This window comes from Halalkalibaculum roseum, from assembly GCF_011059145.1.
In the GTDB taxonomy this organism is placed as follows: domain Bacteria; phylum Bacteroidota; class Rhodothermia; order Balneolales; family Balneolaceae; genus Halalkalibaculum; species Halalkalibaculum roseum.
This window is the reverse complement of the sequence record NZ_JAALLT010000002.1, coordinates 208,240-225,945: the sequence shown is the minus strand read 5'-3', so window position 1 is coordinate 225,945 and position 17,706 is coordinate 208,240. Positions and strand designations below refer to the sequence as shown.

Annotated in this window: 10 protein-coding genes; 2 read left to right on the top strand and 8 right to left on the bottom strand. The window is 45.3% G+C overall.

Translation table 11 applies throughout. From position 1 onward, the window contains the following. Nucleotides 1–205 precede the first annotated feature (205 nt). From G3570_RS05115 to G3570_RS05105, 3 genes are read right to left on the bottom strand one after another with little or no spacing between them, the layout of a single operon-like run. A complete protein-coding gene (locus tag G3570_RS05115) occupies nucleotides 206–1,372 on the bottom strand; it encodes a phosphopentomutase (RefSeq protein ID WP_165139966.1) in 1,167 nt (388 codons plus the stop codon). Between the two features lies 1 nt (nucleotide 1,373). Beyond that, nucleotides 1,374–2,891: a GAF domain-containing protein gene (locus G3570_RS05110; protein ID WP_165139964.1), complete on the bottom strand. Its 1,518-nt coding sequence runs from the start codon at nucleotides 2,889–2,891 to the stop codon at nucleotides 1,374–1,376. Nucleotides 2,892–2,900: 9 nt separating this feature from the next. Next, the gene (locus G3570_RS05105) at nucleotides 2,901–4,697 is read right to left on the bottom strand and encodes a M3 family oligoendopeptidase (protein WP_165139962.1); all 1,797 of its coding nucleotides are present in this window, start codon (nucleotides 4,695–4,697) and stop codon (nucleotides 2,901–2,903) included. A gap of 226 nt (nucleotides 4,698–4,923) precedes the next feature. Here G3570_RS05105 and G3570_RS05100 point away from each other — a divergent pair, with 226 nt between their 5' ends. After that, nucleotides 4,924–8,571 carry a multifunctional oxoglutarate decarboxylase/oxoglutarate dehydrogenase thiamine pyrophosphate-binding subunit/dihydrolipoyllysine-residue succinyltransferase subunit gene (locus G3570_RS05100; protein WP_165139960.1) on the top strand — a complete coding sequence of 1,216 codons (3,648 nt, stop codon included), beginning with the start codon at nucleotides 4,924–4,926 and terminating at the stop codon, nucleotides 8,569–8,571. A 160-nt stretch (nucleotides 8,572–8,731) separates the two neighbouring features. On the opposite strand, the gene folE2 is transcribed toward G3570_RS05100, so the two are convergent. The 4 genes from folE2 to G3570_RS05080 form a co-directional block, all read right to left on the bottom strand. After that, complete coding sequence (folE2, locus tag G3570_RS05095) at nucleotides 8,732–9,631, bottom strand: GTP cyclohydrolase FolE2 (protein ID WP_165139958.1); 900 nt, start codon at nucleotides 9,629–9,631, stop codon at nucleotides 8,732–8,734. A gap of 27 nt (nucleotides 9,632–9,658) precedes the next feature. Further along, nucleotides 9,659–10,105: a 6-pyruvoyl trahydropterin synthase family protein gene (locus G3570_RS05090; RefSeq protein ID WP_165139956.1), complete on the bottom strand. Its 447-nt coding sequence runs from the start codon at nucleotides 10,103–10,105 to the stop codon at nucleotides 9,659–9,661. A gap of 242 nt (nucleotides 10,106–10,347) precedes the next feature. Then, on the bottom strand, nucleotides 10,348–11,724 hold the full coding sequence (locus G3570_RS05085) for a hypothetical protein (protein WP_165139954.1): 1,377 nt from the start codon (nucleotides 11,722–11,724) through the stop codon (nucleotides 10,348–10,350). Between the two features lie 120 nt (nucleotides 11,725–11,844). Continuing rightward, nucleotides 11,845–14,601, bottom strand: coding sequence for a carboxypeptidase-like regulatory domain-containing protein (locus G3570_RS05080; protein WP_165139952.1), 2,757 nt, complete (start codon nucleotides 14,599–14,601; stop codon nucleotides 11,845–11,847). Between the two features lie 457 nt (nucleotides 14,602–15,058). Between G3570_RS05080 and G3570_RS05075 the strand changes: the two genes are divergently transcribed. Then, nucleotides 15,059–15,286: a hypothetical protein gene (locus G3570_RS05075; RefSeq protein ID WP_165139950.1), complete on the top strand. Its 228-nt coding sequence runs from the start codon at nucleotides 15,059–15,061 to the stop codon at nucleotides 15,284–15,286. A gap of 230 nt (nucleotides 15,287–15,516) precedes the next feature. Here the strand turns inward: G3570_RS05075 and ftsH are convergent, their stop codons facing one another. Then, the gene (gene ftsH / locus G3570_RS05070) at nucleotides 15,517–17,640 is read right to left on the bottom strand and encodes an ATP-dependent zinc metalloprotease FtsH (protein ID WP_165139948.1); all 2,124 of its coding nucleotides are present in this window, start codon (nucleotides 17,638–17,640) and stop codon (nucleotides 15,517–15,519) included. Nucleotides 17,641–17,706 lie beyond the last annotated feature (66 nt).

Genomic DNA, 17,706 nt, shown 5'->3' with positions numbered 1-17,706 from the left:
GCACTATGGGGATTAAGTTAACATTTGTTCGTATGCGTCGGGTGTGGACGAAATAAATAAAAGATAACAGACGGGAAAAAAGGGTCTATTATCTTTTTTGACCGATTCAATCATTAAACGGTAATGAACCGTATTTGTTGCATGCGCATTTTACTCTAATCTCTACAATATAAGAGATTTTCGATACTTATGTAAATCATTATCTCTACTCTTTTAAAAACGAATGACCCGGGTAGGATTCCTCCAATTCAAAAAAATCGGCCACCGTGCAGGCAACATCGCTGAAGGTACTTCTTGTACCGAGATTCATGGCTTGTACCGACGAGGAAGGGAACACTAATAATGGTACAAATTCCCTGCTATGGTCGGTACTTTCCGATGTCGGATCATTGCCGTGATCGCCGGTCAGGATCAAAAGGTCATCATCTTTAAGTTTACTGACAATCGCCGGAATGGCACGATCTATCTCCTGCAGACACTCAGCAAAACCCTCCGGATCCTGACGATGCCCATATTTCTGATCCGTATCAATAAGATTAACAAAGACAAAGCTATTTTCGGCAGCCGACATCAGACTAAGCAACTGTGAGATGCCCTCTGCATTGGTTTTGGTTCTTCTGAACTGGGTAAAACCTTTTTCAGCAAACAAGTCAATGATCTTGCCGATGGAATATGTTTTGAATCCCCTGTTATACAGATTGTTGATAATGTTATGTTCCGGCGGTGCAAGAGAAAAGTCATGGCGACGGTCGGATAGTCGCTCGAAGCCTCCTGGCTCACCGGTGAACGGACGAGCTATTACTCTCCCCACCCCATGCTCTCCGGTCAGTATTTTCTTTCTTACCTGTTTGCACCACTCATAAAGTTGTTCAACAGGTGTCACACCTTCATGGGCAGCAACCTGAAAGACGGAGTCGGCAGAGGTGTAGACAATGGGATAGCCTGTCTCCAGGTGCTCTTTTCCGTAATCGGCAATTACTTCGGTGCCGGAATAAGGACGGTTGCAGAGTACTTTTTCTATGCCGATCTCCCTACAAAAAGCTTCAATGACTTCATTTGGAAATCCATTGGGATAGGTAGGAAACGGTTTTTCAAGCTGAACCCCCGCCAATTCCCAGTGCCCGGTGGTTGAATCCTTACCGGCTGAGACCTCACGCATTTTTCCATATGCTGAAAGAGGCTTTTCTTCGGGAGGTACCGAAGCCAGGGGAATGATATTACCGAGGCCCATCTTACCCAGATTTGGAAGTCGGCATCCGGTTTGAGAACAGACGTGACCAAGGGTATTCTCTCCTTCATCACCGTATTCGGCTGCATCCTCCTGCGCACCGACTCCCAGACCATCAATGACCACTACGTAACAATTTCCCATATCACTGCTGCGGACTATGTTCCTGATCACTTTTAATCGCCCTGGATAAAGCTGCCTTGGCATTAGACAATGCCTGGTAGGAGTCTTCTAAATCCTCATCCAGCAAGGTAAAGCCTACCTTGATACCGCTACGAATCTGCTTGCCATTGGTCAGTTCGAAGGGTTCGCTGAACTCTTTCTTCAAGGCTTTCGTCCAGTGTTCAACTGCTTTTTTATCTTTACTCTGTATAAAGAAAGAGTAGACATAATCAGAGTAGAAACCTATGGCTCCAGAAATGCCGAACCGCGAGGGATTAAAAGCTGCCACTAGATCTTTCTGCATCTGGTTGAGCTCTTCCAGACGTAGTTTGGTTCGTATAGATGGCAAGTCGGAGAGCGTAATTAAACCGAGCCATGACGTGTAGTTACTCAGGCTTTTGGCATTTCTTTTAAGTTCAGTATCCACCGTCATTTCAAAGATATCAGGTATGAAGGCACCGTATTGGTTGGTCAGCAGATCATTATCGGCGTCCAATTTGGGGTTGTTCACTTTCATTTTAAGGGCAGCCACCCGCACAAAATTTATCAATTTGTGTTTGGTGGATTCCTTAAAGGTAAGCGGATTATCGTCATAGACCAGCACCAGCCCCTGCCGGTGATCGTTCATCAAAACCGGGATTGCAAGGGTGGCTCCCTGAGTGTGAAGTTCTCTGGGTGAAAGACGCTTGGGATTATTATTAAAATGAATGGCAAATTCCGGATTGCCTTTTTGAAGTGCTTCCAGTGATAAACTTTTATCTTCGATGGGCAACCCGATAGGCGGTGCATTGCGGGCACCTTCGGAATTGAGCACGTTGCACCAACTGCCGGCCGACTTCCCAATAAATGAAACCCCGCCGGTATTCATAAAAGACTGCATCCCATTAAGCATCTTCAGAATGAGATCCGTCCGGTGACCTTTGGTATCAAGCACCGATAGGCTCTCTTCATAATCGACCCACTCTTCCTGTTTTTGATAGAGGTCACTTATTTCCAGATAGGTATTCAGTACTTTTCTGAGGGCATCGATATAGGCATAGATCACCTCGCTCTTGTCGTCAGTAAGTACGTGCTTGTTGGACTCCAGCACAGTAATGGCTACGGTTTCCCCATTGTTGATAAAAGGCAAGATGGTTACATACTGAACCGGAACCTCGTTGTAATAATGTGAAAGCGCTCCTTCGTCAAGATCATCCTGAACATCAACGGTTATGGGCTCTGTAATATCTTTGAAGGTATCCAGAAAATGATCCTCAAAACTCACCCTGTCCTGAAACATTACATTGGGCAGGGAGGTGGATTTTGTCTCCATCACAAACTGCTCACGGGAGCGGTTGATCCAGTACATATAAACTGTCTCCATCTCTGAGGCCGTCCGCAACAAAAAAACCAGATCCTCCATCACCTGTTTGAATTCCCTCAGCGCTTTTTCCTGGCGCTTCTTCCCCATTATCTCTGCATTTGAGCGATCCTTTTGACGTGCCTGTGCGTAGGTGTCCATCCCTAAATCCTAATTAATTTGTTTTGCTAACTCTTCTGCCTGTTGAACCATTTTCTCCACAGCACTGAGTCCCTTATCCCAGAAATCACGGTCTGTGATATCCAATCCGACTTTACTGACAATATTTTCAGGCCAGTCGGATCCTCCTGCCTCCAGCATGCTGATATACTTTTCAGAAAAACCGTTCTCACTCCTTGTATACTCTTCATATAAAGCTAAAACCAAGAGTTCTCCAAATGCATAGGCATAAACATAGCCCGGTGTATGCAGAAAATGAGGGATATAACACCACCATAGGTTATAGCTTTCGGTTATTTCTACGGAATCACCATACAACTCTTCCTGTGTTGACCTCCAGAGTTTAGAAAATTCTTCGGTCGTCAGCTCACCCTCTTCACGCCTCTTGGTATGCATGGCATGTTCAAAGCGATTCATGGAGACCTGTCGGAATACCGTAGCAATGGTATCATCAATCTTACCCATCAACAGGGCCAGTTTCTCTTTCGGATCATCCAGCTTTTTGATCAGGTTCTGAAAAACCAGCATTTCACCGAACACCGATGCGGTCTCAGCCGTGGTCAGTGGCGTACCTGCCTGCAGAGGACCCTGCTTGCGGGCAAGGTACTGGTGCACACCGTGACCCAGTTCATGAGCCAGAGTCTGAACGTCCCGTATTTTCCCATCAAAATTCATGAATACATAGGGATGAACCGAAGGCACCGTACTGGCCGAGTAGGCTCCTCCCCTCTTGCCCGGCTTAATGGCGGCATCAATCCAGCTCTTCTCAAAAAATTTGCCCGCAATCTCGCCCATCTCAGGGTGAAATTCGCTATAAGAACTAAGAACAATTTCCCGCGCCTTATCCCATTGTACTTCCTCCTCATTCTGCAATAATGGTGCATAGCGATCATAGTCGTATAGCTTGTCATAGCCCAACAGGTCCCGCTTAAGCTTATAAAATCGCTGCACCAGGCTGTAGCTGCTGGTAACCGAATTGACCAACAGTTCAACCGTATCATCGTCTATCTCATTGGACAAATTCCTTGAAGAGATCCAACTGTCGTAGTTCCTCAACTTGTCGTTAGTATGTTTGTCAGCCAACAGGGTATTGAAAACAAAGGTCAGCGTCCGACTTAAATCTTTAAAAGTATCGGTGAGGGAAGCATGTGCTTTTTTACGCAGCTCCCGATCCGGTTCATGAAGTTTGCTTAGCACCTCCTGTTCGGTCAGTTCCTCTCCTTCCAGTTCAAATGTGGCTGCGCCCAGCGTTTCATCAAAATAGCGATTCCAGGCACTGCTACCGGTCACCGATTTAGCCGATAGGATCTGTTCTTCCTTCTCACTGAGTATATGCTCTTTGTAGCGACGGGAGGTCTCTAAATAGTGCCTGTAATGGCTGAGATCATCACTTTCAATCCATTGCCCGGCTTTTTCATCATCCACATCCAGCCACTCCACGTCAAAAAATACCAGCTTTTGATGAATCTCAGAGGAGAGTTCTTTAGACTGCTGGATGAGTTTACCGTATTCGGGCTTTGAGGTATTAGTTGACCAAATCAGGTGAGCGTAAGATCCGATTTTCCCAATAAGTTCAAGAATCTCTTCATACTCCTGTAGGACCTTTTTGAACTCCCCGGCATTAAGATTGGCTATGTTGCCTTTATAATTTTTAGCAAAAGCTTGCGCCTTCTCACGAACTGTCTCACGGTCCTTTTCAAGTTGTGGATCATCAATGGATTTGTAGAGATCAGATAGGTCCCATTGTATTTCTTCGGCTCCTGTTTTCTTCTTTGTTTTTTCGGACATGTACAATCAAATGTTTATAGAAAAATCTTTGTTTCTTGCTTCAGATCAGCAAAGTATAATGAAAAAATAACTCTGAAGAGGAATCGTATTTTAATACAACAATGGTTAACTTTAGCGCTTCATGATTAAGGGTTAAAGAAACCAAAAAAATTGTTTAATATTAACTCTTCGCAGTACTTTTCTATATCAATCACTGTATAATTACAAAACACAATCAGACCACATTTTGAAGTCTCTCGAAGCTGTTTTCGGCCCAAATTCTGCATTAGTTGAAGAACTATACAATCAATACAAAGAAGATCCTTCATCTGTTCCTGCACACTGGAAAAATTATTTTGACGAGATAGAGGGAGAAACCACTCCCCAGGAACTAAAAGAGAAGGCTGAAATTTCAGGAAACGGGGAACCTGCTGTACAGCGAAAGCCGGAGCCTAAAGCCCGTAAAGAGAGAGAAGAGAAAAAAGAAGAAGAAAATATCCCTACCGGCGCCACTCTCGAAAAAATCAAAGGAGTTTCCAGTAAGATCGCTGAGAATATGGACGAGAGCCTGGAGCTGCCTACGGCAACCTCCGTGCGTGTCCTGCCGATGAAGATGCTTATTGAGGACCGTACTATTATTAACGGCCACCTTTTGCAGCGGGGAGATCCCAAAGCATCTTTTACCCATTTTATTGCCTGGGCTATTATCAAGGGTCTGAAAGAGTTTCCGAATATGAACAACTCGTTCATCTATAGAGATGGCGAGCCTTACAAAGTAATACCGGAGCAGGTAAACCTGGGTGTTGCTGTGGACGTGCAGAACAAAGACGGCTCACGAAACTTGCTCGTGCCCAATATTAAGGGTGTGGACAAGATGGACTTCTACGAGTTCCTGAAAGCCTACACCGAGCTTATAGAAAAGGCACGCACCGGAAACCTTGAAATTACTGACTTCCTGAATACCACTCTAACGCTTACCAACCCGGGTACCATCGGTACGGTCTCTTCGGTTCCCCGTCTGATGAAAAACCAGGGAACCATTATTGCTACCGGAGCTATTGACTACCCGGCTGAGTACCAGTCGATGTCGCAGGAAGTGCTTAACAAGCTGGGCATCAGTAAGGTGATGACGATCACTTCAACGTATGATCACCGTGTGATACAGGGTGCCGAATCAGGTTCTTTCCTGAAATACATTCACAGCTTGCTCAACGGTGAAGAAGACTTTTACGATCAGATATTTGAAGACCTCGAAATTCCTTACGAGCCGCTGCCCTACGGTGAAGACAAATATGTAGGACAACTTGACGGACAGGGAGCCACCCTCGAGCAGAACAAGCGGGCCATCGCTGTGATGAGGCTTATTAACATGTACCGCACACGCGGACATGTACTGGCGGACCTCGATCCGCTGAGTGATGAGCCGGGACATAGTCCGGAACTCGATTTTGAATACTACGGGCTCACCCTGTGGGATCTGGATCGCGAGTTTTATTGCGCCGGACTCGGAGGCTACGAAACCGCGCCGCTACGAAAAATCATCAAGCTGCTCCGGGATACCTATTGCGGTAAAATCGGTGCCGAATTCATGCACCTGCTTGATCTTGATGAGCGTAAGTGGCTGAGAGAACGGATGGAGTCCACTGCCAACACGCCTGATCTTACCAAAGATGACAAGGTGGATATCCTGCACAAACTGAACCAGGCGATGGCTTTCGAGCAGTTTCTGCACAAGAAGTATATCGGTCACAAGCGCTTCTCTCTGGAAGGTGCCGATACCATGATTCCCATGATTCATTTCATGCTGGAACAGGTTGGAGAAGCCGAGGTTGAGAAGATTTTCATGGGCATGGCTCACCGGGGAAGGTTGAATATTCTGGTGAACATTATGAACAAGCCCTATAAGAAAGTATTTGCCGATTTTGAAGGGAATCTGGATCCCGACAGCATTCAGGGTTCCGGGGACGTAAAATATCACCTGGGTACCAAGGGACAGCATGAAACCAAAGACGGCAAAAAAGTGGAGATTGAGTTAATGCCTAACCCAAGCCACCTCGAAGCCGTAAATCCGGTTGTTGAAGGAGCCAGCCGGGCTACACAGGATCACCTAGAAAAGGAAGATCCTGAAAAGAGAATACTACCTGTACTGATTCACGGTGATGCTGCGTTTGCAGGCCAGGGTGTTGTTGCTGAAACCTTGAACATGTCCCAGCTGGATGCCTACAAAACCGGCGGAACGGTTCATATTATTGTAAATAACCAGATCGGATTTACTACGCTGCCCAAAGATGGTCGGTCTACCGAGTATGCCTCTGACCTGGCTAAGATGATTCTGGCTCCAATCTTTCATGTTAACGGGGACAACCCGGAAGAAGCAGTTCACGCCATCAAGATGGCCTTTGAATACCGGCAGAAATTTGGGAAGGATGTGGTTATTGACCTGGTTTGCTTCCGCAAGCACGGGCACAATGAAGGTGATGAACCCGCATTTACCCAGCCGGGCATGTATAAAGAGATTGATAACCATCCCACGGTTCGAGATATCTATACAAAAGAGCTGCTTAGAAAAGGTGAGCTGACCGAGGAAGAGGCTGAAGAACTCTTCCAGGAGTTTGATGACATCCTGCAGCAGGCATTTGAAGATGCCAAGAGCTCCTCACCTCTTGAAGTGACCGATGATATGATGAACCGTCACGAAACCACCCAGGAAGAGTGGGACAAGTTCCCGGATACCACGTATCCGCGGGAAGAGCTAAAGGATATTGCCATCAAGCTGAATACGGTTCCAAAGGATTTCGATGCCAATCCAAAGTTGCTCAAGCAGCTGGCTAAACGAGCGGAGATAGTTGAAAACAATGAGAAGAAAATTGACTGGGGTTTTGCCGAGGCACTTTCCATAGGATCTCTGGTGAAAAACGGGGTTACCGTTCGTCTTACCGGTCAGGACGCCGAACGCGGAACCTTCTCTCATCGTCATGCCATACTGCATGGTACACAGACCGATCAGAAATTTATCCCGCTGAATAATCTGGAAGAAGATCAGGCACCGTTCATGCCTTACAACAGTTTCTTGAGTGAGTTTGCCTGCCTGGCATTCGAATTCGGCTACAGTGCCGCAAAGCTCGATGCCCTGGTGATCTGGGAAGCCCAGTTCGGTGATTTTGTGAACGGAGCTCAGATACCCATCGACCAGTTTATCTCGGCTTCTGAAGCCAAGTGGGGACAAAAATCTTCTCTTGTGATGACGCTTCCGCATGGTTACGAAGGCCAGGGACCCGAACACTCATCAGCCCGCCTTGAGCGCTTCCTACAACTTTGTGCCGAGGACAATATGCAAGTGGTAAATTTGACAACACCGGCTCAGTACTTCCATATACTGCGCAAGCAGGCCAAACAGGAAAAGAAGAAGCCACTGATCATTATGTCGCCGAAAAGCCTGTTGCGACACCCTCTTGCCACTTCCACAACAGATGATCTCAGCAAAGGCAGGTATCAGTTCACCATAGATGACCAGGAGATTGAAAACAAGGATAACATCAAACGCGTGATCTTATGCTCAGGAAAAATATACTACGACCTGTACAAGCAGCGAGAAGATAATGAGCAGGATGATGTGGCGCTGGTTCGCCTGGAACAGTATTACCCATTCCCTGATAAGGATATCAGTGAGATACTGGATAAATACAGTCACGTCGATGACATCGTCTGGTGCCAGGAAGAGCCCAAGAATATGGGCGCGTGGACATTCGTATCGCACCGTATTAGTAATGAGTTGAAAGGCAATCAGAAACTCAATTACATCGGTCGTCAGGCTTCCGCTTCACCGGCCGCCGGACAGATGAAGATCCACAAAGCTGAGCAGGAAAGAGTAGTGAACAACGCTTTAGCGTTGTAAGCAACAAGAGGCAAAACTCAAATTACAAACAAACTAAAAATCCGAAATCCGAATATCGAATGATCGAAACATGTTGTTTCGAATTTCGGTAATTCTGCCGCAAGCATACCCATGGCAGAATTTCGGATTTGTTTGAATTTTATAGCTTGCCGCTTGTGATTTAACGAAGTCCGTTCGGTACTCCTTTACAAATTCTACTGACCGCGTCATGGCTGTGGAGACTTTCCATGTGAACGCAGCGAATCACAAAGTCCTGAATGCGATCATCGTCATCCAGCTCATCGTACAATAGGCGAGCGGCATCTTCCACAAACTTTTGAAAAGCAGCATTCATCTCGGCAAAAGCCTGTTCATCCTCACGCTTCACCATAACCTGTGTTTCAGTCATCAGGGCATCACGGCAGAGCTGAACCATATCTTCTACAAAGAGCTCGTCTTCCAGCTCAACCGTCAGGTTGGCAACACTGCGCTGGCTATGTGGGATGGCATCAATACCGCGGCTCTCTTTGGCATGTTCTGATAGCTCATACGAGCAGGGGCACGCACTGCTGTATTCAAAGTCCATATGTACAAACTTTTTAAAGTTTCCTTCATCATCCAACGTGGCTTCATAGGAAACATTGTAGTACTGGTATCCTTCCAGATCTGAGCGGAGACTTTCCTTGAGGATAGGATAATTAAAACTGAGCCTCAGATAGCCGGAGTTTGAGTGCAGATCATCCTTGTAAGCCTGCAAAATTTCTTCCAGCTTGTCTGGGTGAAATACCTCATCCTTGTACTTGTAGAACGTACGCATGATACGGCTCATGTTGATACCCTTCTTATCCATATCCAGGCCTACATAACCGTCAACTGAAGTCTCCAGTGTAATGATCTCGCCGTCAGGTCGAGGGTATTTTAGAGGCAATTTAAAATTGGAGATACCTACTTGCTGAATGGGTACGTTGGCACCTTCAATCAGCGATGCAGGTCCGTTCTGCAGGTCTGGCATGCTTGCCTTGTAATCCTGAGAGACCGTAAAAGTAGGATCGTAATAGCGCTTCAATGTTGTGGAAATCATTTTCGTTGTAATTCTTGGTTACCTGTTTTAGACAGGAAGTTTTCTTTCCAAAAGATATGGACAATATTCTGCCGAATTTCGTTCGGTCTCTTCGAGGGTCACCGAATAGAGAAACCCGTTCTCAGAGCTTGCATCCTTTATCGGCTCTTCTAATTCTTTAAAAAAAGCCTTAACCAGATTTTCGGTTGATGGAATGATCCCCTCCAGAAAATCCACATCCAAATTCAAATTTTTGTGATCGCATTTCTCAATGATCCTGTCGTTAATAATCGCTTTTAATTCAGACAGATCAATGACATAACCGGTATCCTCATCCGGCTCACCCGCAACCGTTACCACCATGTTATAGTTATGGCCGTGCCAGTTTTCATGGTTGCACTTTCCATACCTTTTCTCGTTCCATTCATCCGATTTATCCGGATTATGCAACCTGTGAGCGGCGTTGAAATGTGCTTTTCTGTTTACTAGAATCAAAATATTCGTCCGTATTCTTTCTGTTATAGCGACAGATGATAACGCAGCTCACCCGTGCAAGGTTCCCACTACAACACCTAAAACGAATACTAAACTAAGCTATTATGCACATATTATCATAAAATAGTGCTATATAAAAAGAGGACTCCGGTTCCCCGGAGTCCTCCTCGTGATCAGCACACCTCACACAGTTGATATGTGAGACGTTTCATGTAAGGTACTTTTGCAGTCATCAATTGAATTTATTTCATGATGCGCGCCCATCCGTCAGTCCAATCTGTATCCAGGAATGCTCCTACATAATCGGCCTGCTCAAAGAAGTCATCATTGGGCTGTGCAGTGGCACCGGAACGCGCAGGTGAACCTGTCTGAAGGGTGAAGTCATTGCCTGCAGCATCATTAAATAGCGGATCTGCCTGTGTATAGGAGTTCGCATAGCGAGTGGCATCCGGTTCAGTTGCATCACCCCCTGCAGTTGACTTATCCTGAAAGGCACCGTTATTCCACACTATATAACTGTTCAGTTCAAGTTGATCCGGATAGTTGTTATAGGTAGGATCGCCTTCTTCACCGGCATCACCGCCTTCCAGTACAAAAGGCGCTCCGTCAAAGTTAGAGATAATGATATTGTTGTAGGATCCTCTCAAATCCTCTCTCAGTCGTTGACCAAAGTTGTTCTTTTCAGGACTTCCTCCGTCACCTGGTCCGTATACCGTAACATTGAATATGGTCGGTTCGGTAGGTCCGTTTCCGCCGCTGCAATCGGTTAGATCGTCACAGCCGTCGTTTTCAAAACCGTTATCAGCATTATCCCGCTGAACGGCCAACCAGAATTGTCCGCGACCCTGCCATCCCTGGTCATAGTCAAAACTGTCGTCATCGGCTCCGGATACTACTACATATTTCAGATCTACATTACCACCGAAAAGCTCGACGCCATCATCACTACACTCAAAGATATTCAGGTATTCAATAGTAGTCCCGCTTCCTACCGAGTATAATGATAAGCCCTGTATTTCAGAACCCTCTGCAATGCTGAATCCGGTATACTCAATTCGTACATACCGTATAGTACCGCTATCATCACTGTCATTCTCGCCTCCGTAAGTCACTGCAGAAGGAAGTCCTTCAACCTCCCCTGTTCCTCCGGGAATATTATTTGGAGCATCTCCAATCAGTATGATACCTCCCCAGTCATTGCGTGCTTTCTGAGCATCATCTTTAGCAGAAGTGAATACGATGGGATTATCTACCGTACCTACCGCGTTGATTTTAGCCGATGGTCTGGCTTCAGAGAAATTCTCATTATCTGCAGGTAAAAATACCAGGGTTCCCACATTTTCGGCTGAGCCGTTGTGGAATTCGAACTCAACTTCAGCACCTTCCTCTATGGTCAGGGTAACACCGGGTAATATAAAGTGCGGACCGGCCAACGTGGTATCTCCCCAGGTTTGGTCTTCAGCTATGATGGTACCGGGCAGGCTTTCATAGACTTCGGGGATCTCCGGTCCCGGATTGGGCTCTATAGGATCTACAGGATTATTGTCGTCACTGCATCCTGCGACTACAAGTAGAGCAAGAATAATAATACCGGCAAATTTGGTAATTGTTGTTTTCATTGTTTGTCAGAAAGTTTTGGTTTGGATTATTTCTTCAGTTGTATTTTAAAGTTCAAGGTCGATGATAACAGGTGCGTTTTAACAAATAGTTAAGCGTGTATGAGTAATTGATTACCATTCCTAGAATGTGAGTGAAATACCCATCTCTACAGTCATACCCTGGTCATATTGAAATGTAGTTACGTCACCCTGCTTGTATTCCCTCTCGTCTAACAATAGGTTTTCAATACCCAGACTGAATTTGGCTGATCCATACCGGTAAGAAGCATTGAAGCCCAGGTTGTGGAAAGGCTGCTCATATTCATCATCGGGATGATTAACCTTTCCTACCGTTACCACTCGCTTGCCGAATGTGTTATATATCAGGGATAGGTCGAGACTGTTATTCGGGAACCGGTAGAAAGTCGACACATTTACAGTATATGGTGACTGCCCGTACATTGGTCTCTCCGCATTGGCCACCCGGTTGATATTTTCAGGATTGGTCACCTTTGTCTCAGAGAAAATGAATGACCCGTTAGCCACAACCTGCAGGCGATCGGTAATATTTTTACGACCTTCCAGCTCTACTCCATAAAGGATGGCTTCATCACCGTTTCGGTACTCTACTTCCGACCGTTCAGTGAAGCGATAGAACAATTCGATAGGATCTTCAAAGTGCTTATAAAAGGCACTGATGGCAAACAACTCGCCGGCACTTGGATAGGTCTCCAGTCTCAAATCATAGTTCTGAATCTGGGTACGATTGAGATCCGGATTACCGTACACGATCTGTCCGCCGATGAAATCCTGGAAACTGAAGGCAGAAATCTCACGAAACTCCGGACGAGCCAGGGTGTATGAGAAAGCCCCACGTATGTTTGTTTTGTCAGAAAGGCTGTAGGTCAAGTTCGTTGCCGGTAGTATATCGGTATTCTCTACATTGGCAATCAGTTCTGCATTACCGTCATTCAGGGTCTCCACTTCCTGATCGGAATTCTCAATACGCGCCCCTATTTCCCATGTCACATTGTTCATCGGATACCAGATTGTACTAAGGTAACCGGCCAACAGGTTCTGGCTTCCGTTATAGGAGTCCTGTGGCGTAGAGGTCTCCGACAAGTCTATGATACCATCAACTACCAGCTGAGAGTTCAAGGTCACGGATGGTTCCTGCGAACGTATCTCACTTGGGTATCCGCCGCTAAAATTTGTGTACCGGAACCTGCGGGCGTCAAAATCTCGGTCTCTGATGGTCCCGGCTCCGCCCATCTTCAACTTCAATATTTTTAGCGGATTGAACTCATACTTAACTTCAGCAGAGTAGTTCTTTTCATTCTGTTTCGCGAAGTAATGGGTATTACCCCCGTCATCAAAGAAGATGTTGAAAGCATTTGTACCGGTACTCTGATTGTACTGGGTAGTTCTGCGATCCGGCCTGTCCTGGATAGCCTGACTAAAGCTGATATTCGCTTTCAGTCTTGAATCCATAAATTTCAAAAAGGCTTTATCCAATTCAAGAGTAGATGAAAAAATGGATCTCCTATCGAAGTCAAGAATGGTTTGTCGGGTCGCAGCGGGTGCATTCACAAAATCACCGGTAATGATATGAGCACTGTTGTTCACAGAGTTGGAGTAGAGATTTTTCAACCCAATCTTTGTAGTGCTGTTCGGCTTAGTAAATAAGTTGAGCATCCCGCTTAGCTTGGCTCTTTCAATACCCACATTACTTCTATAGTCAGAACGCAACAAGGCTGAACCCACGTCTGAAGCGCTCTGTATTTCACGCATCGTCTTGTTAGGCTCTGTTCTCTGTTCATACTTATAGCTGAAATTAGATACGAGCCCGATGGGTAATCGGTCTTCATTAAACTGATCGGCATAATTGATGCTAATCTTCTGTGAGGGAAGTGATTTGTTGGAATCAGTAATATTCCAGTCACTGTGGAACTGACTGGCCGCCTGCCCTTCTACTTCACCGGAGGTAAGCCGTTGTGAAGAGATAATGGAAGGCAGCGACCGTTTGCCATTATCAAAACCGATAAAATCGGTACTGCTTCCGCTGTAACTCAACATGTTGTCGAAGGTCGATACTGAGTTGTAGCTGGTGGAGTAGTTGAGTGTGAAGTTTTTCTCATCGGGAAACTCACGGGTTGTAATCTGGACTGACCCTCCGGAGAATTCACCTGACTGATCCGGTGAATAGGTCTTTTGTACGACTACATTATCTACAAGTCCGCTTCCTACCAGATCAATTGGTGCTTCTTTTTTGTTAGGACTGGTAGATGGAACCTGGGATCCGTTGAGTTGAATGTTACTGTAGCGATTACCGAGTCCCCTTACATAGACGTTGTTGTCACCTATGATAGAAACTCCGGTCACTCTCTTCATGGCAGCGGCTACATTGCTGTCTCCCGTTTTGCCAAGAAATTCAGAAGAGAGTCCGTCTTGCACGGCCAGTGACTTACGCTGGATGGAAAGGAGTCCGGCCTCATTATTCGTTGCCGCTTGTGCTGAGACGATGACCTCTTCCAGGCCTAGTGTTTCGGGGCTCAGTTTAATATTCACAGTGACAACCTTACCGGCATCAACTTCAATACCCGTAAGTGTTTTCTTAGTGTAAGATATATACGAAGCAGTAAGTGAATAGATACCCGGTTGCACCTTGTCAATGGTATATTTTCCATCGATATCGGTTGCATCACCCTGGCTGGTTCCGCTGATCACTACGTTCGCTCCTATTACCGTTTCACCGGTTTCTGCATCCACTACCTTTCCGACAATTTTGCCGTATTGTGAATTACTGCCCTGAGCAAAGCTCGTTCCTGCCAATAACAGGATCGTTGCTGAGGCGAGACCTAAAATTTTAAAATGTTGTATTATAGTTTGTGCTTTCACGATGAGTGTGCTGATTGATTAGAGTTTAATCCTTAACATGAGATGCAAGGATAGCACACTCATTTAGCCATACAATTAACACAGGGTTACGCTTCTGTTACTCTAGAATTAAGCCAGTGTTAAGAAGTGCATGATATCGGCTTATTAAGAAACCTGAGGGTACTCAATAGCTGGTCAGTATATTTATCAAATGTTTAGATGCTCTTCTATTGAGACACTGATAGCATAGATGAACATCGAGAACTTAAATCATTGGGTATATTATTAAGATAATCTTCGATTTTATTGGCTTACCCAGGTCTCAACGTTTATTCTTTCAAAACTCAGCAAAAGCAAATTACTTTTTGGTTTTCAATCAGAATTGTAAAATTTCTCATATCCCTTGAAAATAGCCTGAATAATTCTTGTATTGATTAATCGCAGTTCTACATACGAACATATTTAACGGGTTAGAAATATGAGAAAGCAATTGATTGCCAAGATCAAGCAGTGTGATACAACCTATCAAATTAGGGAGGTTTGGGAAGAGGTAACGAACTGTTTGAAATCCGATCAAATCGATATGGATGATTTTGTCGCCATAAGATCCATGAAATATGACCGGCTCAATACTATTGAGGCAAGTAATTTTGAATTGGCACAGTCACAAAACTTGAAGCAACTCGAAAAGCAGGCTATGAATTAACGAGCCAAACTTTTCGGCATTACTTTGTAGGATAAAATCTAGTCGGGTAAATTTTATCAAATTTCAAATATCGCCACTCTATTGTACAGTTAATCAGTTTTATATAAGAAAAGCCTTTCTTAAGTCGATCTGAACATCAAAATATAACCCAATAAAAAAGCGGCTACTTTTTAAAAAATAGCCGCTTAATCTAGAATCTCTACGATTATCAGTTTAGGAAAGCTTCCTAATTACTCTTTCGAAATATCCGGTTTTTCAGTCTTGCCTTCTTCTTGCCCATCCGTTTCCGAACCTGACTTAGACTCCACCGCTTCATTCTCTTCTTCCAGATTCTCTTCTTCCAGATTCTCTTTGACGGTTTCTGCTTTGGATGGTTTACCGTTTACTTTGGCCGTCTCGTAGTCATCTTTGAAAATGCCTTCCGGATATTTTCCTTCCGGATGATCTCCAAGCAGATCGCGAAGGTCATTATGGTCAAGTACCTCTTTTTCCAGAAGGGTCTTGGCCATCTTCTCCAGCTCATCCTTATGATCCCTCAGCAGCTTCTTGGTACGTTCGTAGTTTCTCTGAACAATTTTTGCAACGGCGTCATCAATACGTTCTGAGGTACGCTGTGAATATTTTTTGTTAAAGCCATAGCTGTTTTCAGGATTTTGGGAGTCTTTCAGAGACAGATAACCTATCTCTTCACTCATTCCGTACTCGGCAACCATGGCGAAGGCCATATTAGTGATACGCTCCAGATCATTCTGGGCACCTGTGGAGATACGTCCGAATATAATTTCTTCTGAAATCCGTCCGCCCAACAGCGCACAGATCTTATCATCAAGCTCTTCTGTGGTCATCAGGAAACGATCTTCCAGCGGGGTCTGCAAGGTATAACCCAGGGCAGCAAGCCCGCGAGGGACAATACTTACTTTTAGTACCGGATCGGTATGCTCGAGATACCAACCAACAATAGCATGTCCCGCTTCGTGGTACGCTACGATCTCACGCTCTTTAGGACTGATCAGCTTATTCTTTTTCTCAAGCCCCGCTATAACCCTTTCGATGGAGTCCTGGAAGTCCACCATCTCTACTGCCTCTTTGCCGCGTCTGGCAGCCATCAGGGCAGCCTCATTACAAAGGTTTGCCAGTTCCGCTCCCGCAAAACCGGGTGTTTGAGAAGCTAGTAGCTTCAGGTCAATATCTTTGGAAAGTTTCAATTTACGGCTGTGAACTTCCAGCACGCGTACCCTTCCATTAAGATCAGGTTTGTCGATCAGAATTTGTCGATCAAAACGACCGGGACGAAGCAAAGCCGAATCCAACACATCCGGACGGTTGGTAGCCGCCATAATGATGACACCCTTGTCGGTATTAAACCCATCCATTTCACTGAGTAGCTGGTTCAGGGTATTTTCACGCTCATCATTAGAACCCATCATCATACCCTTGCCACGGCTTCGACCGATGGCATCAATTTCATCAATAAATATGATACACGGTGCTTTCTCTTTAGCCTGTTTAAACAGATCACGTACCCGTGCGGCACCCACACCTACAAACATCTCTACAAAATCGGATCCGCTCAGACTAAAGAACGGCACATCAGCCTCCCCGGCAGTAGCCTTTGCAAGCAGGGTTTTACCGGTTCCCGGAGGGCCTACCAGCAATACGCCTTTAGGTAGCGTACCGCCCAATTTGGTGAACTTTTTCGGACTCTTAAGAAATTCTACAACCTCTTCCACTTCAGCTTTAGCCTCTTCCAACCCGGCAACGTCTCGGAAAGAAACCTTGTTCTCTTTCTGCTTATCATACAGCGAGGCTTTATTCTTACCGATATTCAGTACCTGCTGTCCGGGATTCATGCGTCGGAAGATGAAAATCCAGAAGGCAATGGCGAGACCTATTGGTATCAGCCAGAAGAAAATACTGTCGAACCAGTTCTCCTCAATTTGGGCATCATAAACTACCTCATTCGCGTCCAGAAGCGGACGAATTTCATCACCCTCAATCATAGTAGTATTGAAGCGATTGGTGGGCTCAGAGTCGGTCAGCTGCCACTGGTCCTGATCCTGGTTTCGATTCACAATACCTTCCTGCACGGCTTTCTCACTGTACTCACCGGTAATAGTACTGTTGTTTTTTATCGTGATTTCCTTGACATACCCCTGTTCAACATATTCCAGGAACTGGCTGTATTTAATGCGATTGCCGCTTCCCTGGCTCATAAAGAAGATCTGAATGCCAAATAGAGCCAGCAATAGTACGGCATAGATCCAAATAGGGAACTTAGGGCTGTTATTCTTGCCCTTTATGGGATTCTTAGAATCCGAATCTTTTTTATTCTGTGATTTCTTGTTTTCTGACATTTAAAGTCTGAGTAGATTAATTCTAGAACTAAATATAAGGTAAATTACATTACCCTGCGTGCCTCA